At 54.9% G+C, this 24,236-nt stretch carries 22 protein-coding genes; 16 read left to right on the forward strand and 6 right to left on the reverse strand.

The window, feature by feature from the left end; all coding sequences use genetic code 11:
* Nucleotides 1-5 precede the first annotated feature (5 nt).
* Nucleotides 6-623: a hypothetical protein gene (locus PGW97_RS24500; RefSeq protein ID WP_273860113.1), complete on the reverse strand. Its 618-nt coding sequence runs from the start codon at nucleotides 621-623 to the stop codon at nucleotides 6-8.
* Nucleotides 624-883: 260 nt separating this feature from the next.
* On the opposite strand from PGW97_RS24500, the gene PGW97_RS24505 reads away from it, so the two are divergent.
* Nucleotides 884-2,230, forward strand: a complete 1,347-nt coding sequence (locus PGW97_RS24505) for a DUF4397 domain-containing protein (RefSeq protein WP_273860114.1) — start codon at nucleotides 884-886, stop codon at nucleotides 2,228-2,230.
* 45 nt (nucleotides 2,231-2,275) lie between these two features.
* On the opposite strand, the gene PGW97_RS24510 is transcribed toward PGW97_RS24505, so the two are convergent.
* Nucleotides 2,276-2,401, reverse strand: a complete 126-nt coding sequence (locus PGW97_RS24510) for a hypothetical protein (protein WP_273860115.1) — start codon at nucleotides 2,399-2,401, stop codon at nucleotides 2,276-2,278.
* Nucleotides 2,402-2,453: 52 nt separating this feature from the next.
* Between PGW97_RS24510 and PGW97_RS24515 the strand changes: the two genes are divergently transcribed.
* Together PGW97_RS24515 and PGW97_RS24520 are read left to right on the forward strand one after the other, a co-directional pair.
* Nucleotides 2,454-3,794, forward strand: coding sequence for a DUF2252 family protein (locus PGW97_RS24515; protein ID WP_273860116.1), 1,341 nt, complete (start codon nucleotides 2,454-2,456; stop codon nucleotides 3,792-3,794).
* Nucleotides 3,795-3,924: 130 nt separating this feature from the next.
* Nucleotides 3,925-4,398, forward strand: coding sequence for a YhcH/YjgK/YiaL family protein (locus tag PGW97_RS24520; protein ID WP_273860117.1), 474 nt, complete (start codon nucleotides 3,925-3,927; stop codon nucleotides 4,396-4,398).
* 392 nt (nucleotides 4,399-4,790) lie between these two features.
* Here the strand turns inward: PGW97_RS24520 and PGW97_RS24525 are convergent, their stop codons facing one another.
* The 4 genes from PGW97_RS24525 to PGW97_RS24540 form a co-directional block, all read right to left on the reverse strand.
* Nucleotides 4,791-7,328 (reverse strand): penicillin acylase family protein, encoded by a 2,538-nt coding sequence (locus PGW97_RS24525; RefSeq protein ID WP_273860118.1) that lies wholly within the window; start codon nucleotides 7,326-7,328, stop codon nucleotides 4,791-4,793.
* 237 nt (nucleotides 7,329-7,565) lie between these two features.
* On the reverse strand, nucleotides 7,566-8,870 hold the full coding sequence (locus PGW97_RS24530; protein ID WP_217391511.1) for a TRAP transporter large permease: 1,305 nt from the start codon (nucleotides 8,868-8,870) through the stop codon (nucleotides 7,566-7,568).
* Complete coding sequence (locus PGW97_RS24535; protein ID WP_047884950.1) at nucleotides 8,864-9,397, reverse strand: TRAP transporter small permease; 534 nt, start codon at nucleotides 9,395-9,397, stop codon at nucleotides 8,864-8,866. Before PGW97_RS24535 ends, PGW97_RS24530 begins: the two co-directional genes overlap by 7 nt.
* Nucleotides 9,398-9,406: 9 nt before the next feature.
* Complete coding sequence (locus PGW97_RS24540) at nucleotides 9,407-10,438, reverse strand: TRAP transporter substrate-binding protein (protein ID WP_084712535.1); 1,032 nt, start codon at nucleotides 10,436-10,438, stop codon at nucleotides 9,407-9,409.
* Nucleotides 10,439-10,658: 220 nt separating this feature from the next.
* On the opposite strand from PGW97_RS24540, the gene paaZ reads away from it, so the two are divergent.
* The 13 genes from paaZ (at nucleotide 10,659) to paaX (ending at nucleotide 24,219) form a co-directional block, all read left to right on the forward strand.
* Nucleotides 10,659-12,713 (forward strand): phenylacetic acid degradation bifunctional protein PaaZ, encoded by a 2,055-nt coding sequence (gene paaZ / locus PGW97_RS24545; RefSeq protein WP_273860119.1) that lies wholly within the window; start codon nucleotides 10,659-10,661, stop codon nucleotides 12,711-12,713.
* A 433-nt stretch (nucleotides 12,714-13,146) separates the two neighbouring features.
* The gene (gene paaA, locus PGW97_RS24550; protein WP_207103929.1) at nucleotides 13,147-14,079 is read left to right on the forward strand and encodes a 1,2-phenylacetyl-CoA epoxidase subunit PaaA; all 933 of its coding nucleotides are present in this window, start codon (nucleotides 13,147-13,149) and stop codon (nucleotides 14,077-14,079) included.
* A gap of 14 nt (nucleotides 14,080-14,093) precedes the next feature.
* Nucleotides 14,094-14,381 carry a 1,2-phenylacetyl-CoA epoxidase subunit PaaB gene (paaB, locus tag PGW97_RS24555; protein WP_047884947.1) on the forward strand — a complete coding sequence of 96 codons (288 nt, stop codon included), beginning with the start codon at nucleotides 14,094-14,096 and terminating at the stop codon, nucleotides 14,379-14,381.
* A gap of 13 nt (nucleotides 14,382-14,394) precedes the next feature.
* Nucleotides 14,395-15,183 (forward strand): 1,2-phenylacetyl-CoA epoxidase subunit PaaC, encoded by a 789-nt coding sequence (gene paaC / locus PGW97_RS24560; protein WP_047884946.1) that lies wholly within the window; start codon nucleotides 14,395-14,397, stop codon nucleotides 15,181-15,183.
* A gap of 9 nt (nucleotides 15,184-15,192) precedes the next feature.
* The gene (paaD, locus tag PGW97_RS24565; protein WP_047884945.1) at nucleotides 15,193-15,699 is read left to right on the forward strand and encodes a 1,2-phenylacetyl-CoA epoxidase subunit PaaD; all 507 of its coding nucleotides are present in this window, start codon (nucleotides 15,193-15,195) and stop codon (nucleotides 15,697-15,699) included.
* Between the two features lie 13 nt (nucleotides 15,700-15,712).
* Nucleotides 15,713-16,768, forward strand: a complete 1,056-nt coding sequence (gene paaE / locus PGW97_RS24570) for a 1,2-phenylacetyl-CoA epoxidase subunit PaaE (protein ID WP_047884944.1) — start codon at nucleotides 15,713-15,715, stop codon at nucleotides 16,766-16,768.
* 27 nt (nucleotides 16,769-16,795) lie between these two features.
* Complete coding sequence (paaF, locus tag PGW97_RS24575) at nucleotides 16,796-17,629, forward strand: 2,3-dehydroadipyl-CoA hydratase PaaF (protein WP_273860120.1); 834 nt, start codon at nucleotides 16,796-16,798, stop codon at nucleotides 17,627-17,629.
* Between the two features lie 4 nt (nucleotides 17,630-17,633).
* Nucleotides 17,634-18,422 carry a 2-(1,2-epoxy-1,2-dihydrophenyl)acetyl-CoA isomerase PaaG gene (gene paaG, locus PGW97_RS24580; RefSeq protein WP_047884943.1) on the forward strand — a complete coding sequence of 263 codons (789 nt, stop codon included), beginning with the start codon at nucleotides 17,634-17,636 and terminating at the stop codon, nucleotides 18,420-18,422.
* Nucleotides 18,423-18,424: 2 nt separating this feature from the next.
* Entirely contained in the window at nucleotides 18,425-20,002 is a 1,578-nt protein-coding gene (locus PGW97_RS24585) for a 3-hydroxyacyl-CoA dehydrogenase (RefSeq protein ID WP_273860122.1), read from the forward strand.
* On the forward strand, nucleotides 19,999-20,433 hold the full coding sequence (gene paaI, locus PGW97_RS24590; RefSeq protein WP_217391516.1) for a hydroxyphenylacetyl-CoA thioesterase PaaI: 435 nt from the start codon (nucleotides 19,999-20,001) through the stop codon (nucleotides 20,431-20,433). The genes PGW97_RS24585 and paaI overlap by 4 nt, the downstream gene beginning before the upstream one ends.
* Nucleotides 20,430-21,641, forward strand: a complete 1,212-nt coding sequence (pcaF, locus tag PGW97_RS24595) for a 3-oxoadipyl-CoA thiolase (RefSeq protein WP_273860123.1) — start codon at nucleotides 20,430-20,432, stop codon at nucleotides 21,639-21,641. Before paaI ends, pcaF begins: the two co-directional genes overlap by 4 nt.
* A gap of 145 nt (nucleotides 21,642-21,786) precedes the next feature.
* Nucleotides 21,787-23,079, forward strand: coding sequence for a phenylacetate--CoA ligase PaaK (gene paaK / locus PGW97_RS24600; RefSeq protein WP_047884939.1), 1,293 nt, complete (start codon nucleotides 21,787-21,789; stop codon nucleotides 23,077-23,079).
* A 210-nt stretch (nucleotides 23,080-23,289) separates the two neighbouring features.
* Nucleotides 23,290-24,219: a phenylacetic acid degradation operon negative regulatory protein PaaX gene (gene paaX / locus PGW97_RS24605; RefSeq protein WP_047885148.1), complete on the forward strand. Its 930-nt coding sequence runs from the start codon at nucleotides 23,290-23,292 to the stop codon at nucleotides 24,217-24,219.
* Nucleotides 24,220-24,236: the final 17 nt, after the last annotated feature.

Here is a 24,236-nt window from a genome sequence, read left to right on the forward strand (position 1 = left end):
AACCACTAATGGTAACGATCACTCTGTCGGATAACTTTTTTCAGGTAGCGCAGACAGTTCCGCGCCGAGGGTTGCTTGAGTAGGCGCTGTTTGGTCTTCAGCGAGAGCGGCAGCAATTCCAGCCAGCGCAGGCATACCCAGTTGGCACAGAGGGGCGTCTGGTTGGTCACCCATTCCGGCCAGACCAGGCCAAATTCAGCCTGCCACTGGTGCAGCCGGGTGATCAAAACATCATCTGCCGCAAGCGACACCGACGAGGGAGACCACCCGCCGTACAGCTGGCCGGTAAGCCGGGTTGGCTGAGCGGGAGCGTCGGAAGAGCGCATAATCCGGCCAAATGAGAGTGTAGCGATGTGCACCTGAATCTGCTGTTGGCTGAGCCAGTCCACGGACTCAATCACTGCCAGCGTCATGACATCACCATCGGCCATGGCGGGGTAACCGCTGCTGTCCTGCATCACCAGCCAAATGCCCCCGGCTTGTTGTCCGGCGCGGATAGTTTGGGTAAACAGCCAGCCACTGCCTGTCAGGCAGTGACGGGTCATCGGCATCCAGTGATCGGTGGATGTCAGGAAAGGCAGCTGCTTTGTTATGCACTTGGGGGGATTTGGCGCGAAATACACAGGACAGGCCTCCTTTTTCTTTCCATTACTTTCTGACGAGTTCTTTTTGATACTGCTTCGTTACCGGTGCTGCTTAACCAGGTCTTATCTCCATTACGCAGCGCAGGCCAAAGTGGATGAGTGCGCCTGAGAATCTCTTTTTGATAAGACCATCATATGTGCATCGGGGTGATCCTGTTGCAGACACACCTACGTATATTCGCGAGGTAACTGTTCGTAGGCAGTACACAAACAGGCGATACACAACGAGGAATATTCTTATGAATATGAAATCTGTAGTGAGCGTTCTTGGACTGAGTGTGTTTTTAACGGGCTGTCCTCTGGAAGACGACGATGTTTCACAAATTCGGATTACCCATGCAAGCAGTGACGCCCCGCCGGTGGCAGTGCTGCTGAACGGCGAGACGGTCGGCGGGCTGGAAAATGTCGATTATCAAACCGGCAGTCAGCTGCTGAATGTGGAGTCAGGTACCTACAATGTTGGGGTTGAGGCATTGCTGCCCGGAGATGAACGGCTCTCAGTCATCAGTGCCAATCTCGATTTTTCGCCGGATATGCAGTACGACATTGTCGCGGTGAATCAGGCTGAAAGCATTGAACCTGTGGTGCTTAGCCGACCGGATATCTTGCCCTCTGGCAATGAAATCCGGGTTGATGTGCTTCATGCCCATCCTGATGTGCCAGCGGTCGACATTTATCTGAATACTGAAGAGGATATTTCGGCGGTTGAACCGGCGGTGGCCGGACTGGCATTCAAGGAAGATCATCCAGAACTGCCGGTGATATTACCGGCTGCAACCTATCGTTTACGCCTGACTCTGGCTGGCAGCAAAACGGTAGCTTATGACAGCGGGCCGGTTGAGTTGAACGGCGGCAGCGACTTGTTGATCACGGCGGTGCCAAATGTCAGTGGTGGCGCGGTTTCTCCGGTGAACCTGCTGGTGGCTGATGGCGAGCAAACCACGGTGCTGCGTAATCTCGGTGAACAGGCGGAAGTGCGAGTTGTGCATGCTGTTGCGGATGCCCCGAATGTGGATGTTCTGGCCAGTGGCAGTGTGGTGGATGGGCTGTCCGACATTGCTTTTCGTGAGTTCCGTTCTGTCCGGCTTGCCCCCGAACATTATGACCTGAGTGTCGCGGCGGCTTTCGATAACTCTGTCGTTGTCATTGACGCGCCGGATACCTCATTTGCAGCCGGAACCAGCACCAGTCTCTACGCTGTGGGTAAGCTGAACAGTGTCACTGACAGCACCATCGAACCCTTGATCATTCCAGAAGATCTGCGCCCGGTGGCGGCATATGCCAAGGTTCGGGTGGTACATGCCAGCTCGACAGCCGCCGGGTTGGGACGCGTTGATATCCATGCGTCGGTCGATGGGGTATTTGATGCTTCTACTGTAGTGCTGGAAGGTGTTGATTTCAAACAGACCGCTGTCCTGAATGTGCCTGCTGGCACTTATCAACTGGCGGTGATACTTCAAAGTGATCCGTCTTACACCCCTGCCGTAACGGCCAGTGCCGAGGTGGAGAACGGCGGTGTGTACTCGGTCGTTGCGACGGACGACTTTGCCGGTGGATTGCTGCTCAACGTGGATAATACGTTGTAAGCATTCGACAGGAAATGGAATAAACAAGCTGGCCAACGGGAAATCCTAATAATCAAAATCCTGTTGGCAACGGCCACGCTCATCTGCTGTAACCGGGCCCTGCTCAATCCGCGGGGTCTGTTCTTTTTCTTCGTCGTGTGTTTCTGTCTGGCTTTCCAATCTTTTCTCCATTGTTGATACTTGAAGGGATCGGAATCTGACTCAAAAAGGAGCTTTGTTGTCTATGAGTACTGACAGACAAACTGTGCTGAAACGCCAGTTGCAATTGATCGACGGTCAATCGAGTGACCCGTCGGCCCCGTCCCTGCACAAGCATCGCAAGATGGCGCTGAGCCCGTTTCAGTTTTTTAGAGGTTCAGCACAGCTGTTTTATGCCGACCTGGCATCCGGTGTGTTGACACTGCCCAGTTTGCTGGCTGCAAAACCCGGCATGACCACCATCATGGGCGACTGCCATCTGGCCAATTTTGGCTTTCTGACAGAAGAAGGGTCGCAGGGTGATCAGGTGATTTTTTCCCCGAATGATTTTGATGACGCCTGTATGGGCTACGCGGTGTGGGATATCGCCCGCTTTCTGACCAGCGTGGCGCTGGTGGCAGATCTTGGCCGAGGTATCCTCGACGGGCGTTATATCAGTGACGGCACAGACTCAGCGTCAGGCAGTGATTACCATGCACCAGATAACGACGCGGTCGTTGCCGCGTGCCGGGGCTTTTTGCACGCGTACAGCGACACTTTACAGAAAGTGATTGTTGACAGCGATATGCGGTACAAGGTGCTCAAGAAATTTCCTGACGATCACACGCTCTATAAAACCTGGCGCAAGGCCTGTAAACGGGCTGCAGGCGGGAAAGACTTCCTGACTAAAAGCCAACTGGCCAAATCAACCCGGTTTGAGGGTGGAGTACTACGGTTTGTTGATGAGCCGGAAAAATATCAGGTGCTGGCTGAAAACGAAGTCAAGGAAGTCGCTGCGGTGTTTCGGCCTTATCTGGATGATGACATTCTCGACTGTGTTGCCCGCCTTGGTGCCGGCACCGGTTCGAACAATATGGAACGGTATTACCTGTTGGTGGGGCCAGAGGATTTGCACAGCCTTGATGAGCTGGCAATGTGTCACATTGTGGAGATCAAGCAGCAGCGTCAGGCCGCGCCGATTTTTGCGTTTCCGGATATCAGTCCGGTCAACAAGCTTAACCCGGCGCATCTTACCGCCGACTGTCAGCGGAATATGCAGCGCCGTCCGGACTTACTGCTGGATGAGGTCGTCTGGCGGGGCAAACATTGGCTGGTGCGCTCCCGTCATCATGCCCGTGCGGCACTTAAACCGGATCAGTTGGTGGTGACGCGCAAAGATCCGGCAATCCGACTCAGTGAGTATGCGCAGAGCTGTGGTGAGGCGTTGGCGCTGGCCCATTCTCGCGGTGATCGGCGCTCCTCGCGGTTTGAGCTGTTTATGGTGGAGTCACTGGCTAATTATATCGATGAGATGATTGAGGTTTGTCTGAACTACAGTGAGCAGGTTATTGCTGATCATGCTCTGCATGTCGCGATGTTGGATTAATTTTGCTCTGTATGTGGCCTCCGAACCTTGTTCCTGATGTATTTTTTGAAACGATGTTTCGATAATTATTTTTCATCGCGCTGCCGAGCGGTAGAATAGTCGCCAGCGAAAATCATGAAAGGATACTGTTATGTTTGTCGGTAGCACATCGCATCTTACATTTACGCACTGCTTGTCACCCAAGCTGACGGCAGTGATTGCGGAGGTTCTCCAGCGAATTGCCTCGCCTCTGGAAGACGGTCGTTACGATCTTCAGGGAGACAGCGCGTTCTTTTTGGTGATGAGTGATCATACGCAGCTATTGGCGCACCGTAAGTCAGAATGTCATCGCCGTTATCTTGATGTTCAGTTGCTGCTTGAAGGCACTGAAACATTCGGTTACGGCATATTGCCGTTTGCGGGTCTGGATGAAGATTATCTGGGTGAGAAAGACCTTGCCTTCAGCGAACAGCTTCAGGGGGAGGAGCGATTTGTCACTATCCGTGCCGGAGAGTTTATTGTCTTTTATCCGGGGGAGCCTCATCGTCCGCTCGTTGCAGCCTATGATGATCCGGCACCGGTTCGTAAAGTGGTGATTAAAGTAGACAAAGCACTGTTTGAGTAATCTTGTCATCAAGCTTGAACAGCCCTTTACTGGCTGTACTTTTAGCTGGCTGTCTCTGTTATTTACTCGATTTTGCTATTTACTCGATTTTGTTTTGTTACCGACTAGATTTTGTTGAACAGGAGTCTTTGCCACCCGTTTGCCTTGAAATGGAGGGAGGCGGGGGGAGACCTGGGCTGAGCGAGTCTATCTGTCGATTTCACGCACACTTGAGGGCTGAGACCAATAGCAAGTGCAAGGGTGAAAACAAGGGATCACCAGATCTCACAGGGTATCTTAGCAAACCCTCGAATAAAAAAGAGGCGCATACAGCGCCTCTTTTTTCGTCATTGGAAGCCAGCTTTGAGGCTGTCTTATCATCTCCGGAACCAGATCTAGCTCCAGATCTTTAATCAAATGCGTTGCGGGTCGGGTAAAGAGACCGTCAGCACGGTTTTGTCCGGGCTAGTCTGCTCAAGTGCCTCGCGGGATGAGTAGACCGGCTTCAGACGGAACTGCACAAAGTCCTCATACTGATCGTTATAGTGAGCGGAACGTTCCCCGTTGGGTGAGATAAACCCGGACTGCCCTGGGGCGGCGACTTCAAACGCTTCAATTTTGTCACGACCAAACACCGTCATGTTGTTTTCCGTGCCGCGATTGAGTGCGATTGGGGTGTCGGTAACTTCATCCTGCCCGGCCTGCGGTACACCAATATAATTTTTATGGCTAAAGCGCAGTACATCGACCTCATTATGCCAACTGTTGCTATTGGTGCCGTAGCGGGCGGTCACGTGGTCAATGGCAGTGCGCAGTGCATTCAACTTGAGCGAGTCTGCCTCTTGCGTGGTCAGGTACGTCGGGTTAGACCAGATGGCAGCCAGTGCTTTCGTCCCGGTCTGAATGTTATAGCTGTTGGTCAGCACGCGTTCTTTGTTGCCATAACCGGGGTTGGTAAACCAGCCGCGTTGGGGATCCGGAAGCAGCGGCGTGTAGGTCAGGGTCAGTGCTTCGGACAGCCAGGTACGGAACAGGGTCGAAGCCGGGTGATCATAGCGGCCGTCACCGTTGTCATCGGTATTGCGGTAGTCCCAGGACGCCAGCACCTCAGCCGCTTGTTGAAGGGTAGGATCCTGGCTGTGACGGGCCAGGGTCACTAACTGCGGAACAAAGTGACGTGCGTTAGGATCGCTGAGCGATGCGTCCATCATTAGCTGCCAAGCGTCCTGTGCAGTGAGCAAGCTGGCAGCATCGACCCGGCGGGTAATTTCAAGATTTCGGTCGACGGTATTCCAGCTGTACCACCACTGATCCGGATTCGGAAACCCTTTGGCAGGGCGATTGTTCCAGTTGGCAATGTAACCGCTGCCCGGATTCAGTACCTGCGGGTTGGTGGAAAACGGATACAGGCCCAGCCAGTCGGCGCTGCCGTCACCGTTGGTGGGCAGGCGACCATCGACGCCCGGATGGCGTACCGGGTAATGGCCGCCGAGCGCATAGGCGATATTGCCTTGCTGGTCGGCATAATACCAGTTCACGTTAATGGCACTTTGCGCGACTTGCTGCTGCCATTCTTGGTGGTTACTGGCCTGGGCGACTTTGTTCCAGGCCAGCAGGGTAGACAGCTCTTTACCGGCCCAGCCTCGCTGCTTGGCAAAAGCGATCTGATTCTGTGGGTCATAGTTGATCACAGGGCCATGCACGGAACGGTATACTGTAATGGTACGGTCGGCTTCACCTTTGACTTTCACCGTCTGATGCTGCTTATCGAAGGCAATATAGCGGCCTTTATACAGGTATTCTTCCGGGTTATCCGGGTTTAGCGTGAGCCGGAACAGGTCCACATTGTCCCCTGCACCCCAGGTACTTCCCCAGGAAATATGCTGATTATGACCGAACTGCACCAGCGGGTAACCAGCCGGAGAGTTGCCTACGACGTCATAACCGGCGCCGTGCAGGCCGACGGAATAGGTGTAGGCTGGACGATAGAAGCCAAACTGCGGGCCGTTGATCAGTACCGCGTTGGCCCCCGCAGTTTTCGCTTTACCCAGTACCAGAATGTTACTGAAAGGGGCTTCCTTGAAACCGCGCCAACCCAGGGTGCCTTCAAGGCCGGTTCTGGCGGCGAGGGTTGTCTCATCCGTAAATAGGGCTTGAGTGGTTGGGGCGGCAGACGTCTTGGCGATCACCGCCCCTTCGCTGTTGGTCTGGCGAAGCGCGGCGACGCGCTCATTTCTGATTTTCTGACGTGCCTGCGCAGTCCACTCACCGTCGGGAATGGTATCAACGGCCTGTTGGCTCTGGTACGGCAACAGGGCATCAAACAGAGCCCGGCCTTTGGTTTTTCCGTGTTGTTGTTGCAAGGCCTGCAGTAACTGTTGGTTTTCCAGCTCGGTGTTGTAATCCCCGAAACGGTTAATCATCGAACCGACAAACACCATCACGACATCAAATGGCTGCCATTGAGTCGGGGCGAAGTGGCCGTCCAGAAACTGTTTGGGCATCAGGGTGTCTGGTGACTGTTCGATATGGCGAATCCAGGCGTTGAGGCCATCGGCATAACCCTGAAAAATTTCGGCATCTTCGGGCGGGAGTGCGTTCAGGGCCTGACGGATCGCATCCGGGTTGTAATGCTCGCGGACTTTGATATCCAGCGGCAGGTACTCTTTGCCCAGCACTTCAGCAACCTTGCCCTGCGCGCTGCGCTTGGCCGTTTCCAGCTGATACAGGCGATCCTGCGCAATGGCATAGCCAAAGCCGTAGAACAGCCCATAAGTGTTGTCGGCGTAGATATGCGGAGTACCGTAGTTATCGCGCAGAATGGTAATGTCTTCCTGTGCGGCTTGTCGGGTCTCTGCCAGCGAGGCTTCGGGCATCGGCAATGAAGAGCAGGCTGTCAGCAGTGACAGACTTACCAGAGCAAGGCAGGGAGACAAAGTGTGTTTTTTCATGCGTTGAATAGTCCTTTACGTCGTAGGGATAAATGTTTTTGAGACAGCCTGAAATCAAAAACACGAATGGAATAAAAAAAGCCGGAAAACAGTCACAGAATGAAATCCGGCAGAAAAAACGGGTGTCAAACCGGTGTTAACAAATTTCGGATATCGAAAAGTAGGGATATCAAAACGTACCAGTGAACATACGGGCGGCAGGAACCGCCCGTAACCAGCACAACAATCAGTGCTGGATTAAGTGGTATAGAGCATGCCTGGCAGCCAGAGGGATAGCGCCGGAATAAACAACAACAGCATCAGCCGGATAATGTCGGCGCACCAGAACGGGGTGACCCCTTTGAAAATCGTGCTGGTTTTTATGTCTTTAATCACACCACTAAGGACAAAAATATTCAGTCCGACCGGCGGAGTGATCAGGCTGATTTCCGTCACAACCACGACAATGATGCCAAACCATACCAGATCAAAACCCATGCTCTGAACCAGCGGGTAAAACACCGGAATGGTCAGGAGTAACATCGACAGGCTTTCAAACACGGTGCCCAACAGTATGTAGATACCAATGATGGCCAGCATCACCAGAATTGGCTCGGCACCGACTGACGAAATCAGATTCACCAAATCGTCGGGTAGACCGGCCCGGTTGACAAAATTGGAGTAAATCAGGGCGCCGATAATGACGCCGAACAGCATGGTACTGGTTCGGGCGGTTTCGATCAGGATGTCCTGCAATATCGCCAGTGTCAGGGTTTTGCGGTACAGCGCAATCAGAAATGCCCCGCCAGCGCCGATGCCTGCGGCTTCCGTTGGCGTGAAAATCCCACCGTAAATCCCCCCCATGACCAGCACGAACAGACCGAGAATGGCAGAGACAGAACGAATTGCATGCCACTTTTCTGCCTTGCTCATGCGTTCGCCGCAAGGGCCGGCTTTCGGGTCACGCCACACCACGTAGCGGGTCGCCAGCATGTACAGCACAATCCCTAACATCCCCGGCAGAAAACCGGCGGCAAACAGGTCGCGAATACTCTGCTCCGTCAGCACGCCATAGATAATCAGGATCACACTGGGTGGGATCAGAATACCCAGCGTACCGCCTGCCGCGATTGAAGCGGCGGCCAGCCCGTCGGAGTAGCCGTATTTTCGCATCGACGGCATGGCGACTTTGGCCATGGTTGCTGAAGTGGCCAGACTGGAGCCTGATATTGCAGAAAATCCACCGCAGGCGGCAACAGTCGCCATTGCCAGTCCGCCTTTTTTGTGGCCAAAAAAGGCATAACAAGCGCGGTACAGTTCCTGAGACAAACCGGCCTTAGTGATGAAATTGCCCATCAGAATGAACATCGGGATCACCGACAGGCCGTAATCCTGAGCCGTGTCGATCAGGCGTTTGGCACTGATCGACAGTGCACCATTGATGTTCCAGTCGCCCAGCGCGGCATAGCCGATGAATCCGACTATCCCCATCGCAAACGCAATCGGCATCCGGAGCAGAATCAAGACCATTAGCACAGCGAAACCAATCAGTGTGGTCAGCATGTTGCGTCCTCCTGGTTGTCATATTGCTTGCCGCAGAACTGGGTAATGCACAGCACCAGTGAGGTCACGGCGGTTAACCAGCAGGAGATCGCCAGAAAGTAAATAAAGTAGTACAGCGGGATTTCCAGGTATTCGGTGATTTCACCATAACGCTGAGACCGTACCGCCAGATCCCAAATTTTGATCCCAATTGTTACCAGACTGAAAGCAACCGCCAGACTGAACAGCGCATCGCGAACCCGCTTCACGCCGGTCGGAATAATGCTGTCGGTCAGATCGACACTGATGTGTTCCTTGCGCCAGGTGATCAGCGGCAAGGTGGCAAAAATCAGGCTGCCGAGCAGCAATTCCGTCAGCTCAACACTGCCGGTCAGCGGCATATCAAAAAAGTAGCGTCCTACGACATCGACACAGGTGATGGTCATCAGGCCGAACAGCAGCAGGGCGGCTACCCGTTTGAGTAGCCGGTCGAGATGCCGGGCGCCCCATTCCCAGCATCGGGTGAAAAAGTGTATTCCTTGCTTCATGACACGACCCTATAGCTCGATCGGCTGGTAGTTGCGCGCTTCCTGGCGGAAGGCATTCAGGGCGGTTTTCGCATCCACGCCACGGCGATTGGCGGCTTTGACCCAGTCTTCATCCATGCCCTTAACCGCTTGCTGGAAAAACGCCACATCGTCGTCAGAGGCATTCACTACTTTGCTACCGCTGGCAATGATGTCTTGCTCGCCCACATCATCGGCGGCGGCCCAGGCACGACCGGCTAGCGCGGACAAACGCTCACCGGAAACTCGACGAATGGCTTCACGATCTTGTTCCGACAGCTGCGCCATGAAATCAGGGCTGAGGAAAATACCGAATGATCCCATGTACAGGCCATGCGGCAGCTTGATGGTGTAAGGGGTAACATCTTTGAACCGGCCAACTTTCATCATATCCATCTGCATGAAAATACCATCAGCCACGCCCTGCGAAAGCATCTCGTAAGCTTTATTGGCAGGAGCATTGACGCCGGTGACGCCCAGACGCTTACCGATTTCCGTGGAGACGCCACCGCCGACCCGGATTTTTTTGCCGGCCAATTCGCGGATGCTGGCAATAGGGTTTCGCAGGTGGATCTGTCCCGGTCCGTGGACAAACAAGCCAGCGACTTCAACGCCATCGTACTCACCGGCCTTCTGGAAATATTGCTGGTTGATGCGCCAGTGAGCGACAGAAACCGCTTCGGCACCGGCATCCAGCCCCGGCAGTTCGGTCATCTGTGAGAGCTGAAAGCGACCCGGCAGATAGCCGTGGAAGGTCCAGGCGGCATCAATAGCTCCGTCTTCGACCATGTCGACCAGGCTTTTCGGGTGACCGACATCGTATTCCAGTTTGATTTTCACCCTGCCTTCAGTGGCGTCTTCTATCCATTGTCCCCAGGTCGGAAACACGTCCTGATTCATGGTGTGGGTCGGACTGAGCCAGGTCGCGATACGGAGTTCATGCTCGGCGGCTATAGCACTACCGGCGAACATCCATCCTGCGGTGATCCCGGCAGTAAACGTCATCATGGCTTTTTTCAGCATAACAATTCCTTTTTTGTAACGGTTGGCCAGAGGTAAAAATAAACATGACACACAAAATAAAATTTAACAAAGAAATTGTATCGTTTTTATTTGATGTTTGTTGTTTGGATGTTACATTTGTGATCGATAACGAGATGACACAGCCTCTGCATTCCCTCTCTGGCGACTGCCTGAAACGGGTGAGACGTCATCGCTGATACGCCAAATTAGGAAGGACACGATGGAAACGTTACATAGCTACGTAAAAGGAAACTGGTATGTCGGTGGCGGGAAGCCACGGGTGATTTGCAGTGCGCTGAATGGCGAAGCCATTTACCAGCTCGACAGCAGCGGGATCGATAACCAGGCCATGCTGGCGTACGGGCGGGAAAAAGGCAGCCGGGCACTGGCCGGTATGACGTTCCTGGAGCGGGCCACAATGCTGAAAGAGGTGGCCAAATGTATTCTGGCACATAAAGAAGAGCTGTATGCGCTGGCGGCCGAGACTGGTGCAACTCGCACCGACTCATGGATTGACATTGAGGGTGGTGCAGCAACCTTTTTCAATTACGCCAGCTTGGCGAACCGCGAACTGCCGAATGATACGGTATGGCCGGAAGACGATCTGATTCCGTTGTCAAAAGAAGGTACCTTCGCCGCTCGCCACATTCTGACGTCAAAGCCTGGGGTGGCAGTACATATCAACGCTTATAACTTCCCGTGCTGGGGGATGCTGGAAAAACTGGCGCCAACCTGGCTTGGCGGCATGGCGGCCATCGTAAAACCGGCTTCGGATTCGGCCTATGTGACCCAGGCCGTGGTACGCATTATGGTTGACAGCGGCTTGGTGCCGGAAGGCGCGATTCAGTTGGTATGCGGTTCAACCGGCGATCTGCTTGACTGCCTGGATACCCAGGATGTGGTCACGTTTACTGGCTCGGCCCAGACCGGTCAGATGTTGCGTGCCACGCCAAACCTGATTGAAAAATCCATTCCGTTCACCATGGAAGCCGACTCAGTCAACTGCGCTATTTTGGGGGATGATGTGACTCCGGAATCCCCTGAGTTTGCACTGTTTGTCAAAGAAGTATGCCGTGAAATGACGGTCAAAGCGGGTCAGAAATGTACGGCGATTCGCCGTGCCATGGTGCCGCAGCATTTACTGGAAGCCACCAGTCAGGCACTGGTTGAGCGACTGTCACGGGTAGTGGTTGGTGACCCGGCGCAGGAAGGCGTGACGATGGGCTCACTGATCAGTCAATCGCAGCGTGATGATGTGCAGGAGCGTGTGACAACGCTGTCTAATGTGTGCCGGGTTGTGACCGGCGGTACGCTGGACGGGTTTGAGCCACAGGGAGCGGCACAGGGGGCGTATTATCCGCCAACGCTGCTGGTGTGCGATGATCCGTTCAACGCACCAGCTGTGCACGACACCGAAGCATTTGGTCCGGTTTGTACCCTTATGCCATACCAAAACCGCGATGAAGCGGTGTCCTTGGCTAAGTTGGGACAGGGCAGCCTAGTCGGTAGTCTGGTGACTGCCAGCGGCGCGTTTGCCGCTGATATGGTGGCCCGTATTGGCCATGCTCACGGGCGTCTGCATGTGCTCAATGCTGAATCGGCCAGAGAGTCTACCGGGCACGGTTCACCACTGCCGATGCTGGTGCATGGCGGCCCCGGTCGTGCTGGTGGCGGCGAGGAAATGGGCGGCTTGCGCGGGGTGAAACATTATATGCAACGTACCGCTATTCAGGGCTCACCGACCATGCTGGCCGCGATTGGCCGTGAATGGGTACGGGGTGCGGAGAAAATCCGCGATGTGGTGCACCCGTTCCGTAAGCATTTTGAGGACATTGCGATCGGCGAATCACTCACCACGGCACGACGTACCATTACGGAAGCTGACATTGTTAATTTCGCTTGCCTGAGCGGCGATCATTTTTATGCGCACATGGATGAGATTGCTGCCCGTGAATCCATGTTCGGTCAGCGGGTTGCACATGGCTATTTCGTGATTTCCGCTGCGGCCGGTTTGTTCGTAGAAGCGGCGCCGGGGCCGGTGCTGGCCAACTATGGGATGGAAAATCTGCGCTTTATCGAACCTGTAGTGATTGGGGATACCATCCAGGTCCATTTGACCTGCCAGCGGAAGATCAAAAAGCCGCAGCGCCGACCTGAAGATGTGCCTCAGGGCGTGATTGTATGGGATGTGGAAGTGGTGAAGCAGGACGGCTCTACGGTTGCGTCATACAGCATTCTGACGCTGGTCGCCCGGCGGGAAGGCGATGTTGCCTGAGCCTTCGCGTCTGTCCGGGATGCCTGCGATGTAAAGTGGTTCTGCTGTTTATAGGGTTAGAGGCTTGTAGCTCAAAGCTCAAAGCTCATAGACGGGGTTTTCGCAGGTATCCCGGTATTTACTGCGTTGTCAGCATCGCCACAAGTCTGATTTGTATTGTGTTTTTCTCCATTTTGGGGACGGCTTGACCGTCCCTTTTTTTCACCGTTTTGGTGCCTATTTTCCCCGCCTGCCACTACCCCGATAACTCTCTTATCAATTTTTTATTTCCCTTACCTGCTCGCTACTCTTTTCTCCTGCTGACTCCTCACCCTTTTAAATACAGATGTAATCACTTTGTGAAAAATATTTTGATTGCGCGTATTGCTAAAGTAAAAATAAGTGATACATTAAAAATCACAAACGATAATTTAATGTGTCATATTGGAGTTGGATGATGAATGAGTCCGCGCTGTTCGAACAGAAGGTCGCCAGTGAAACGGCGATAGAGCCTAAGGATTGGATGCCTGAGCACTACCGCAAAACCCTGATCCGCCAGATTGGCCAACATGCCCATTCGGAAATTGTCGGCATGCTGCCGGAAGCAAACTGGCTGACCCGTGCCCCGACGCTGCACCGTAAGGCCGTACTGCTGGCCAAAATCCAGGATGAGGCCGGTCACGGCATGTATCTGTACAGTGCAGCGGAAACGCTGGGCGGTGATCGCACCGAGCTGTATCAGAAGATGTTGGCTGGCGAGATGAAGTACTCATCCATCTTCAATTATCCGACTCTGACCTGGGCGGACATCGGCGTGGTGGGCTGGCTGGTCGACGGGGCGGCAATTGTTAATCAGGTGGCGCTGTGCCGGACTTCGTACGGCCCTTATGCCCGTGCGATGGTGCGCATTTGTAAGGAAGAAAGTTTTCACCAGCGTCAGGGCTATGAAGCTGTGACGGCACTGGCGAATGGCACAGAAGCACAGCGCGCGATGCTGCAGGATGCCATCAACCGCTGGTGGTGGCCGTCGCTGATGATGTTCGGTCCGAATGACAGCGAGTCGCCGAATTCCGCTCAGAGCATGGCGTGGAAAATTAAACGTCTGAGTAATGACGAGCTGCGTCAGAAGTTCGTGGACAACACGGTTCACCAGGTTGAGGCGCTCGGCATGACGGTGCCGGACCCGGATCTCAAATGGAATGAAGAACTCGGCCACTATGAGTTTGGTGAAATCGACTGGGAAGAATTCAATCAGGTCATTCAGGGTCACGGGATCTGTAATCAGGAGCGCTTAGATGCCAAGCGCCGCGCCTGGGATAACGGTGCCTGGGTCCGCGAAGCCGCACTGGCTCACGCCCGTAAGCAAAACGTTCGACAGGTAGCATGACAAGGAGAGTAGAAATGAACACAGCAACTTGGCCTCTGTATGAGGTGTTTGTCCGAAGCAAACAGGGATTGGATCACAAGCATGTCGGCAGCGTTCGCGCCGCTGACAATCAGATGGCACTGGAAGCGGCCCGCGATCTGTATACCCGTCGCAACGAAGGATGCTCAGTATGGGTCGTGGAATCTTCCAGCATCACGGCTTCCCAGCCGGAGGAGAAAGGCGCGTTTTTTGATCCGTCGGATGACAAAGTGTACCGCCATGCGAGTTTCTACACTATCCCGTCCCATATCAAGCACATGTAACGGGGATTGGATCATGACTACCTCGACCTCTGCAAACGGCACAACTGAATCGTCGGCGTTGTTGCAACGCTATGTACTGCAACTGGCAGATACCAGCCTGATATTGTCTCACCGCTTATCCGAATGGTGCGGTGTCGCACCTGAACTGGAAATCGACATGGCGCTGTCGAACATCGCATTGGATCTGCTGGGTGAAGCCCGCCATTTGTACCAGTATGCCTCTGAGCTGGACAACCAGCAGCGCACGGAAGATGACTTCGCGTTTTTACGCCATCAGTCCGAGTTCCATAACCTGCTGCTGGCCGAACACCCGAATGAGGGGTTCGACATTACGCTGACGCGCCAGTTCCTGTTTGACAGTTACCACTACCTGTTGCTTGACGCGCTGCAGCAGAGCAGCGATCCGCAACTGGTAGCCGTTGCCCGAAAATCTCTGAAAGAAGTCAGCTATCACCAGCGTTTCAGCCGCGGCTGGCTGATCCGACTGGGAGACGGCACGGCGGAGAGCAAACAGAAAATGCAGCTGGCGCTTGATGCACTCTGGCGTTTCACCCCAGAGATGTTTGTCTGCTCTGACGCCGAACAGGCGCTGGCTGAACAGGGTATTGCGGTGGATGTTGCCAGCCTGAAAGCACAGTGGCTGGAGACGGTAACTGAGGCCTGCCATGAAGCCGGGCTAAATGTACCGCAAACCGCCCATCGTCGGGTTGGCGGCAAAGAAGGCCGCCACAGTGAGCACCTGGGCTACATCCTGGCGGAAATGCAGTTCATGCAAAGGGCCTATCCCAACAGTCAGTGGTAAGGAGGGGAGATGGTAACGCAGAACATCTCACAGCTTGGCCATCCGGCACAGGCGAAGGTCTGGCAGTTGCTCGGCGCGATTCCGGATCCTGAAATCCCGGTGATCACCATTGCCGAACTCGGCATGCTGCGCAAAGTGGACTACCGCGGCAACGAATGGGTGGTGACTTTCACACCGACCTATTCTGGCTGCCCGGCGACAGAGATGCTGATCGCCGATATCCGCCAGACCATGGAAAGTCACGGCTACCTGCCGGTGCGGATTGAAATCAGGCTCGATCCGGCATGGACCACTGACTGGCTGACGCCGGAGGCTCGGAATAAGCTGACCCGATACGGCATTGCGCCGCCGCAGGGACAAGCGTGCATGACCCGCTCCCTGCCGGATGAAGTGCCGTGTCCACATTGCAGCAGCACCCAGACCCGGCTGATCAGCGAGTTTGGTTCGACAGCCTGCAAGGCACATTATCAGTGCCGCGACTGTCTGGAGCCTTTTGATTACTTCAAATGTATTTAAACGAGAACAAACCATGACAGATTTTTACCCCTTGACCATTCAGGACCTTGAAAAGGAAACAGCGGACTCAGTGGTAGTGACGTTCTCGTTGCCTGAAGCGCTGAAAGCATCTTTTCGTTTTACACCCGGCCAGTACCTGACCCTGAAAGCGACCGTCAATGGTGAGGAACTCCGCCGTTGTTACTCCATTTGCTCGGCAGCCAACGACGAAGCACTCAAAGTCGGTATCAAGGCAATCCCGGAAGGGCGCTTTTCCCAGTTCGCCAACAGTGCGTTGCAGATTGGTGACTCGCTAGAGGTCATGGCACCGCGCGGCCACTTCGGCTTCCAGCCGGATGCGGCCAACCGCAACAACTACCTCGGCATTGCCGTCGGTTCCGGGATTACCCCGATTCTGTCAATGCTGAAAAGCTGCCTGGCGAGTGAGCCGGACAGCCAGTTTACCCTGCTGTATGGCAACCGCAGCCTGAGCAGCACCATGTTTCAGTCTGAACTGGCGGACTTGAAGAATCAGTACCCGGATCGCCTGCAGGTGGTGTACCTCTTTTCCCGGGAACGCAACGAAGCGGCATTACTTAACGGGCGTCTGGATGCTGACAAACTGCGTGAGCTGGGTAACAGCCTGTTCAATTGGGGGGACTTTGACGCCTGCTACCTGTGTGGTCCTGATGAAATGCTGGAACCCGCATATGTTGCCCTCAGTGAAGGCGGGTTGGCGGAAGATCGTTTCTTCGTGGAACGTTTCAATACCACGCCAGCCAAGCGGGCTGAGATTAAAAACCAGTCAGCCTATACCAAAGTGCATCTCAAGCGGGACGGACGGGTGATGACCCTGGAAATGACCGCGCAGGATGACAACATCCTGGATGCCGCGCTGCGTCAGGGGGCGGATTTGCCCTACGCCTGTAAAGGCGGCGTATGTGCCACCTGTATCTGTAAGGTGAAATCCGGACAGGTTGAAATGGGGCTGAACTACAGCCTGGAAGCCGATCAGATTGAACAGGGCTATGTGCTGAGCTGTCAGGCGGTGCCGACCTCAGACGAAGTCACTGTCGATTTTGATGTGTAAGACTGGCCATTCGTGCAAGGAGGCACTATGCAGGCGGAACAAACAACAGCACAACAGGCTGAGCAGCCGCAATCTGAACTGGCATCACACCCATATGAGTATCTGGCGTGTGACCTGACCCGCCGCGTACTGACGATCCGTTTTACTCATTATCAAAAACGCAATGCCCTGACCAATGACTGTCTGGCGGAGCTGGCGGCGGTGCTGGAGATGGCAGATGGCGATGACAACATCGGGGCGGTGGTGCTCACCGGCGGTGCTCACTGTTTTGCTGCCGGGGCCGATCTCAACGAACTGGCCAGTCAGGATGCGGTGGCAACCTGGCAAAATCCCAGACCTCAGCTGTGGCAGCGTATCGACAGCTTCAGCAAACCGCTGCTGGCAGCGGTGAATGGCTATGCCTTTGGCGCAGGGCTGGAGCTGGTGCTGCTGTGCGACGTGGTGATCGCCGCCGAGCAGACCCGTTTCGGCCTGCCGGAAATTACCCTAGGGCTAATGCCGGGGGCTGGTGGCACACAGCGACTGAGTCGTACGGTCGGTAAATCGCTGGCCAATCAGATGGTGCTGACCGGCATGCCGATTGATGCCCGCCAGGCTTGTAGCGCCGGATTGGTCAGTGAGGTGACACTGGCGGCGCTGACACTGGAACGCACGCAACAACTGGCTGTAGTGATAGCCAGCCGCGCACCGCTGGCCGTGAAAGCCGCCAAACAGGCACTTAAACAAGTACCGGAATTGCCGCTGAGTCAGGGCCTGAAACAGGAAAGACAACTCTTCTCACTGTTGGCTGCGACACAGGACAGACAGGAAGGCATCGACGCTTTCTTTTCAAAACGCACACCGAAATATCAAGGAAATTAAACACATGGAACAGACAGTTCTTTACTCTGCGGAAGCCGGAGTGGCTTTGATCACCCTGAATCGGCCTCAGCAGCTCAACAGCTTCAACCCTGAAATGCATCAGGCCCTGATGGCCAGTCTGAAACAGGCCGAGGCGGATCCGGCTGTGCGTGCCATCGTGCTGATCGGAGCCGGGCGTGGGTTCTGCGCCGGACAGGATCTCAACGACCGCAACATCAGTGCCGATCAGCCGATGCCGGATCTGGGCGAAAGCATTGAACGTTTCTATAACCCGCTGGTGAAGAAAATCACGCAGCTGAATAAGCCGGTGATTGCCGCCGTCAATGGGGTGGCGGCAGGTGCCGGTGCCAATCTGGCGCTGGCGTGCGACATCGTGATAGCCGCACAGTCTGCCAGTTTTATTCAGGCATTTTGCAAGATCGGTCTGGTGCCGGACTCGGGTGGTACCTGGATTCTGCCGCGCCTGATTGGTCCTGCACGGGCAAAAGCCCTGATGTTGCAAGGTAACAAAGTGAGCGCGGAACAGGCCGCTGACTGGGGCATGATCTGGCAATGCGTGGCTGATGACGTGCTGGCGAGCGAAGCCATGGCGCTGGGTCAGCAGCTTGCAACGCAGCCAACTACCGGACTTGGATACATCAAACAGGCCTTGTTGCATAGCAGCACCAATACCCTGGAAGAGCAGTTGGATCTCGAACGCGATCTGCAGCGACTGGCGGGTCGAACTGAAGACTACCGTGAAGGGGTCGCGGCCTTTTTTGCCAAGCGTCAGCCGACGTTCAAGGGGTACTGATCATGGCAGGTATTCAACACGTCGCCGTGATTGGTGCCGGAGCCATGGGAGCCGGTATTGCCCAGGTCGCGGCGCAGGCGGGTTTTCGTGTGTCACTGTTCGATCTTGCCGTGTCACAGGCTGAACAAGCGGTGCAGCGCATTGCTGACGCGCTGGATAAGCGGGTGGCTCGCGGCAAGCTCAGTGCTACTGAGCGTGATGGTACGGTATCCCGTCTGCACTGCGTTTTCCAATTGGCAGAGATTGCCGACGCGGATCTGGTGATCGAAGCCATTGTCGAAAATCTGGCCGTAAAGCAGAGCCTGTTCCGGGATCTGGCTGCCATCTGTCGCGAAGACTGCCTGCTGGCCAGTAATACCTCGTCGATTTCGATCACCGCCATTGCCAGTGCGGTCAACCGTCCTGAGCGGGTTGTGGGGCTGCACTTTTTTAATCCGGCACCGGTAATGAAACTGGTTGAAGTTATCCGCGGGATTGCCACCAGTGCGCAGACCGCCCAGATGGCGCTGGATTGGGCACGGCAATGCGGCAAGCAAGCGGTGCTGGCGCGTTCGACACCGGGATTTATCGTCAACCGGATCGCCCGTCCTTTTTATGCCGAAGCATTGCGTGCATTAGAGGAACAGGTAGCCGAACCGGTACAGCTGGATTACCTGATGCGCCATGCCGGCGGGTTCAATATGGGGCCGTTTGAACTGATGGATCTGATTGGCCATGACGTCAATTACGCCGTGACCAGTAGTGTGTTTGAAGCCTGTTATCAGGACCGACGCTATCTGCCGTCCCTGATTCAGAAAGAGCTGGTAGATGCCGGATACCTTGGCCGTAAAACGGGCAAAGGCTTTTACGACTATGCCGAAGATGCGCCGCAGCCAGCGTTGAATTTATTGCTGCCGGGTGCAGGTGCCAGCCAGTCAAGTTTGGCGGCTCGCAAACTTGGGCAATGGTTACCGGCGGATCACGGTCTGTTGGAGCTGGTTGCAAATCAGCTCACCCTTGAAACCAAGGACACTAACGCAACTGGTGCCACAGGTTCGGCTCAATTGGCAGCCGTTACTTTTCCTGCCGAAAGCGGTCCGGCCCGCCTAGAGGTGAACGGTGTTCTGCTGGTGCCGACCCGTGGTGAGAGCGCGACCATGCTGGCTGCACGTTTTCAGCAACCGGTGGTGACCGTAGATTACTGCCGTGATTACCGTCTTTCCCCGGTAATTGCACTGGCACCTGCGGCGCAGAACACTCCGGAGCAAACTCGCCAGGCCATAGCATTTTTCCAGGTGCTGGGTAAGCAGGTACTGCAGCTCAAGGACTATCCGGGCATGGTGGTCTGGCGCACTGTCGCCATGCTGGTCAATGAAACGTTGGATCTTGCCAACAAAGGCGGTGCCTCGCTGGCGGATATCGACACGGCGATGTGTTTCGGCGTGAACTACCCGCAGGGCCCGGCCGCTTGGGGCTGCCAGTTGGGCTGGTCGGCCATTTGCGACACGCTCGACGGACTGACCGCGTTTTACGGTGAAGAGCGTTACCGCCCGTCACCAATGTTGCGTGAATTTGCAATGATAAACAAGGAGTTGGTATGACGCCACAACAGCAACTGGCATGGCAGTGTGCGGAGAAAATGTACAGCCAGGACGGCTGCTCCAACCTGCTGTCCCTGAAAATTGAACAGATGGACCAAGGTTCGGCGACAGTCAGCATGACGGTGACCCGCGATATGTTGAACGGCTTTGAAACCTGCCACGGCGGGATGATTTTCAGCCTGGCGGACTCAGCGTTTGCATTTGCCTGCAACAGCGAAAATCAGGTGGCGGTAGCTGCCGGATGCAGCATCGAGTATGTCCGTCCGGGGCGGGCGGGCGATACCCTAACGGCTGTCGCGCAAGCACGCTCGCAGGGCAAGGTGACAGGTACATACGACATTGAAATTACCAATCAGGACGGCAAGTTAGTGGCGCTGTTCAGAGGCAAGGCACATCGGTTGGGCAGACCGGTACTGGAGGAGACACCATGAAAGACGCGTATATCTGTGATGCAGTAAGAACCCCGATTGGCCGTTACGGCGGCGCGCTGGCGCAGGTTCGCCCTGATGATCTGGCCGCGGTGCCGCTCAAGGCACTGATGGAACGTCATCCGGCGCTCGACTGGCAGGCGGTCGATGATGTGATTCTGGGGTGTGCCAATCAGGCCGGTGAAGACAACCGCAATGTCGCCCGTATGGCGACCCTGCTTGCCGGACTGCCACAGGAAGTGTCGGGCACCACCATTAACCGCCTGTGCGGTTCGGGGCTGGATGCGCTGGCCATGGCTGCGCGCAGCATCAAAGCGGGTGAAGCGTCGCTGATGATTGCTGGTGGGGTGGAATCAATGTCCCGGGCTCCGTATGTCATGGCGAAGTCGGCCTCAGCCTTCGATCGTGGGGTACAGATGTTTGATACCACCATCGGCTGGCGTTTTATCAATGCGCAGCTTCAACAGGTGTATGGGTCGGATTCTATGCCGGAAACGGCGGAAAATGTTGCTGCCCGTTTTGGCATCAGCCGAGAGGATCAGGATCGCTTTGCCCTGCGCAGTCAGCAGAAAACTCAGCAGGCACAAGCGGCCGGTATTCTGGCGCAAGAAATCGTACCGGTGACGATTCCCGGTCGCAAAGGGGCGACGACAGTGGTCAGTGAAGATGAGCACCCGCGTCCGGAAACCACGCTAGAGCAGCTGGCTGCGCTCAAAGCGCCGTTTGCCGCCGAAGGCAGCGTGACCGCCGGCAATGCATCGGGCGTTAATGACGGTGCGGCAGCGCTGTTGGTGGCCGGTGAAGACGCCGTGAAAAAATTTGGTCTGACTCCGAAAGCCCGGATTGTCGGCAGTGCCACCGTTGGGGTAGAGCCCGCCATCATGGGCATTGGCCCGGCACCGGCAGCCAAAAAAGTGCTGGAGCAGACCGGGCTGGCCATCACTGATATGGATGTCATTGAACTCAATGAAGCCTTTGCATCTCAGGCACTGGCCGTGCTGCGTGAGTTGGGGTTGCCGGATGATGCTGAGCATGTGAACCCAAATGGCGGTGCCATTGCGCTGGGTCACCCGTTGGGCATGAGCGGGGCACGTATTGCAATGGCTGCGGTGAATGAGTTGCACCGGCGTCAAGGGCGCTATGCGCTGTGCTGCATGTGTATTGGTGTCGGACAGGGGATTGCGATGATCCTTGAGCGCATCGAGGCGTGAGCAAAGGCGCGTTCTGGAAGAAAGATCGGGTGCGATAAAGCACTGGGTCTTGAGCGTAACGATTGTTCAAATTAACATCTAATTAACAATTATATTAATTACAAAGTCAGCAAAAGATAACGCCAATCCAAAAGGAAGCAAAGGAATGACACATCAACACCTTGAGGCGATTGAAACGGCCTCGATCGACGAGCTAAGAGCGTTACAGTTTGAACGAATGAAATGGACTCTGGAGCACGCGTACCGTAACGTGCCGATGTATACCCGTAAATTTGATGAAGCCGGTGTACACCCTTCTGATTTCACGTGTTTGGAAGACATCAGCAAGTTTCCTTACACTACCAAGCAGGACTTACGCGACAATTATCCGTTTGGCACTTTTGCCGTTCCGATGGAGCAAGTAGTGCGGGTGCATGCGTCATCCGGCACGACCGGCAAGCCGACAGTGGTGGGTTATACCCAGAAAGACATTGATACCTGGGCGACCATTGTGGCGCGTTCCATCCGTGCGGCGGGCGGCAGTGCCAAGGATATGATCCATGTTGCCTATGGTTATGGCTTGTTCACGGGCGGTTTGGGTGCGCATTACGGCGCCGAAAAACTCGGGGCGACAGTCGTGCCGATGTCTGGCGGCCAGACCGAGAAACAGATTCAGCTGATTGAAGATTTCAAACCGACCATCATCATGGTTACCCCGTCATACTGTCTGAACCTGCTGGATCAGCTGGAGAAAAAGCACGGCGGTGATGCGTCTGGCTGCTCACTGAAAATCGGAATTTTTGGTGCTGAGCCGTGGTCAGACTCCATGCGTGAAGAAATTGAACGTCGTCTTGGCATCAAAGCGCTGGATATCTATGGCCTGTCGGAAGTGATGGGGCCGGGTGTGGCGATGGAATGTGCCGAGACCGCTGACGGGCCAACCATTTGGGAAGACCACTTCTTCCCGGAAATCATCGACCCGAGTAACGGTAATGTCATGCCGGAAGGTGAGCACGGGGAGCTGGTGTTCACGTCGCTGACCAAAGAAGCGATGCCGGTCATTCGCTATCGCACCCGTGATCTGACCCGCTTGCTGCCGGGCACTGCCCGCACCATGCGCCGGATGGATAAGATCACCGGCCGCAGCGATGACATGCTGATCATCCGTGGGGTGAATGTGTTCCCGTCGCAGATCGAAGAGCAGATCCTCGAAATCAAGCAACTCAGTCCGCACTATCAGCTGGAAGTCAGTAAACAAGGCAATCTGGATACCCTGAAAATCAAAGTGGAGCTGAAAGGCGCCACCAATACCGAGTGTGGCAATCAGGTAGTCAGTGAGTTGCGTCACCGTATCAAGACTATGGTCGGGATATCCACCCTGATTGAGCTGCTTCCGGATGGTGGGATCCCGCGCTCCGAAGGCAAGGCGCAGCGGGTCATTGACCTTCGTCACGCCTGAGTCTGACGGGTACTGTCCCGGGTTGCCTGACGCCAGACTGTCAGTATCCCGAACCGCCAAATGAAAGCTTGAAAACACACAGCGCTGCCGGCTCGGCAGCGCTGTGATATGTCACTGATATCCTAATTAATCGTCCAGTTTGCTGTGAAAGAAAAAGGTCACTTGTTATGATGCCTGGCAGGAAAAAGAAATAGATTCATGGAGTTGCTTTTGGAAAGTCGTTTTGACGCGTTTTACTCTTCAGCTATCGATCACCATTCCATCAGCGGAACCTCGCTGGTGATCACCTTTCTGGGCGATTATTTGTGCCACTCCGGTGGCGGTATCTGGATGGGCAGCCTGATTAAATTCATGGAATCTCTGAGCTTTAACCAGCGCTTTGTCCGTTCATCGGTGTTTCGTCTCAAGCAGGACGGCTGGCTGGATGTCAAAAAGCAGGGGCGCAAAAGCTACTATTTCATGACGCCGGAACGTTTTGACGAAGTGCGTGCGGCCAACCGGAAAATCTACAGTGTGGAAAGTGCGAGCTGGAACGGCAAATGGAATCTGGTGCACATTCCATCCTCCACGCTGCTTGATGCGAAGGTGCATGGCAAAACCCTTTCCCGACTGGGATTCGGTGTACTTGATAAAGGCGTTTATATTCAGGCTGATCAGGGCCAGCTCGACGCGATGGATATTGATGCCATCAACCAGGCGTTCCCAAATGCCCACGTGTTCCAGCACGCGGATATGGCCGGTTTAACGCAGCGTGATATGCAGAGCTTTATTTATACAACTTGGGAACTGCAGCGTATTCAGGATGATTATCAGGCATTTTGCCAGATGTTCAATCCGGTATGGCAACAGCTTAAAGACATGCCTACTGAGGAACTTAACCCGGAAGACTGTTTCAAGCTGCGTTTGTTGCTGATTCATTTTTACCGGCGGATCATTATTAAAGATCCGCTTTTGCCAGGGGAACTGCTACCGGAAGACTGGCCGGGCGGTGTGGCTCAGAGCCTGGCTATGAACCTGTACAAGAAAATTCACTTGAGTGCCCGGAACTATGTGACCGAGCACGGCGAGACCATTGTCGGACCGGTTCCGCTGCCTGCTTCCGATTACTACGCACGGTTTGGCGGCTTAACGGCCAGCTGACGGCCTCGCGCTTAACG

It is taken from the genome of Photobacterium sp. GSS17, assembly GCF_028621875.1.
Classification (GTDB): Bacteria; Pseudomonadota; Gammaproteobacteria; order Enterobacterales; family Vibrionaceae; genus Photobacterium; species Photobacterium ganghwense.

What these genes read in the sequence shown, in the direction of transcription:
- paaI (WP_217391516.1), top strand. Translation starts at nt 19,999, where the DNA reads ATGACGCCACAACAGCAACTGGCATGGCAGTGTGCGGAGAAAATGTAC.
- paaD (WP_047884945.1), top strand. Translation starts at nt 15,193, where the DNA reads ATGGTAACGCAGAACATCTCACAGCTTGGCCATCCGGCACAGGCGAAG.
- PGW97_RS24515 (WP_273860116.1), top strand. Translation starts at nt 2,454, where the DNA reads ATGAGTACTGACAGACAAACTGTGCTGAAACGCCAGTTGCAATTGATC.
- paaB (WP_047884947.1), top strand. Translation starts at nt 14,094, where the DNA reads ATGAACACAGCAACTTGGCCTCTGTATGAGGTGTTTGTCCGAAGCAAA.
- PGW97_RS24520 (WP_273860117.1), top strand. Translation starts at nt 3,925, where the DNA reads ATGTTTGTCGGTAGCACATCGCATCTTACATTTACGCACTGCTTGTCA.
- PGW97_RS24585 (WP_273860122.1), top strand. Translation starts at nt 18,425, where the DNA reads ATGGCAGGTATTCAACACGTCGCCGTGATTGGTGCCGGAGCCATGGGA.
- PGW97_RS24540 (WP_084712535.1), bottom strand. Translation starts at nt 10,438, where the DNA reads ATGCTGAAAAAAGCCATGATGACGTTTACTGCCGGGATCACCGCAGGA.
- PGW97_RS24525 (WP_273860118.1), bottom strand. Translation starts at nt 7,328, where the DNA reads ATGAAAAAACACACTTTGTCTCCCTGCCTTGCTCTGGTAAGTCTGTCA.
- PGW97_RS24505 (WP_273860114.1), top strand. Translation starts at nt 884, where the DNA reads ATGAATATGAAATCTGTAGTGAGCGTTCTTGGACTGAGTGTGTTTTTA.
- paaE (WP_047884944.1), top strand. Translation starts at nt 15,713, where the DNA reads ATGACAGATTTTTACCCCTTGACCATTCAGGACCTTGAAAAGGAAACA.
- PGW97_RS24535 (WP_047884950.1), bottom strand. Translation starts at nt 9,397, where the DNA reads ATGAAGCAAGGAATACACTTTTTCACCCGATGCTGGGAATGGGGCGCC.
- paaZ (WP_273860119.1), top strand. Translation starts at nt 10,659, where the DNA reads ATGGAAACGTTACATAGCTACGTAAAAGGAAACTGGTATGTCGGTGGC.
- paaK (WP_047884939.1), top strand. Translation starts at nt 21,787, where the DNA reads ATGACACATCAACACCTTGAGGCGATTGAAACGGCCTCGATCGACGAG.
- paaA (WP_207103929.1), top strand. Translation starts at nt 13,147, where the DNA reads ATGATGAATGAGTCCGCGCTGTTCGAACAGAAGGTCGCCAGTGAAACG.
- pcaF (WP_273860123.1), top strand. Translation starts at nt 20,430, where the DNA reads ATGAAAGACGCGTATATCTGTGATGCAGTAAGAACCCCGATTGGCCGT.
- PGW97_RS24510 (WP_273860115.1), bottom strand. Translation starts at nt 2,401, where the DNA reads ATGGAGAAAAGATTGGAAAGCCAGACAGAAACACACGACGAAGAAAAA.
- paaG (WP_047884943.1), top strand. Translation starts at nt 17,634, where the DNA reads ATGGAACAGACAGTTCTTTACTCTGCGGAAGCCGGAGTGGCTTTGATC.
- PGW97_RS24530 (WP_217391511.1), bottom strand. Translation starts at nt 8,870, where the DNA reads ATGCTGACCACACTGATTGGTTTCGCTGTGCTAATGGTCTTGATTCTG.
- paaF (WP_273860120.1), top strand. Translation starts at nt 16,796, where the DNA reads ATGCAGGCGGAACAAACAACAGCACAACAGGCTGAGCAGCCGCAATCT.
- paaC (WP_047884946.1), top strand. Translation starts at nt 14,395, where the DNA reads ATGACTACCTCGACCTCTGCAAACGGCACAACTGAATCGTCGGCGTTG.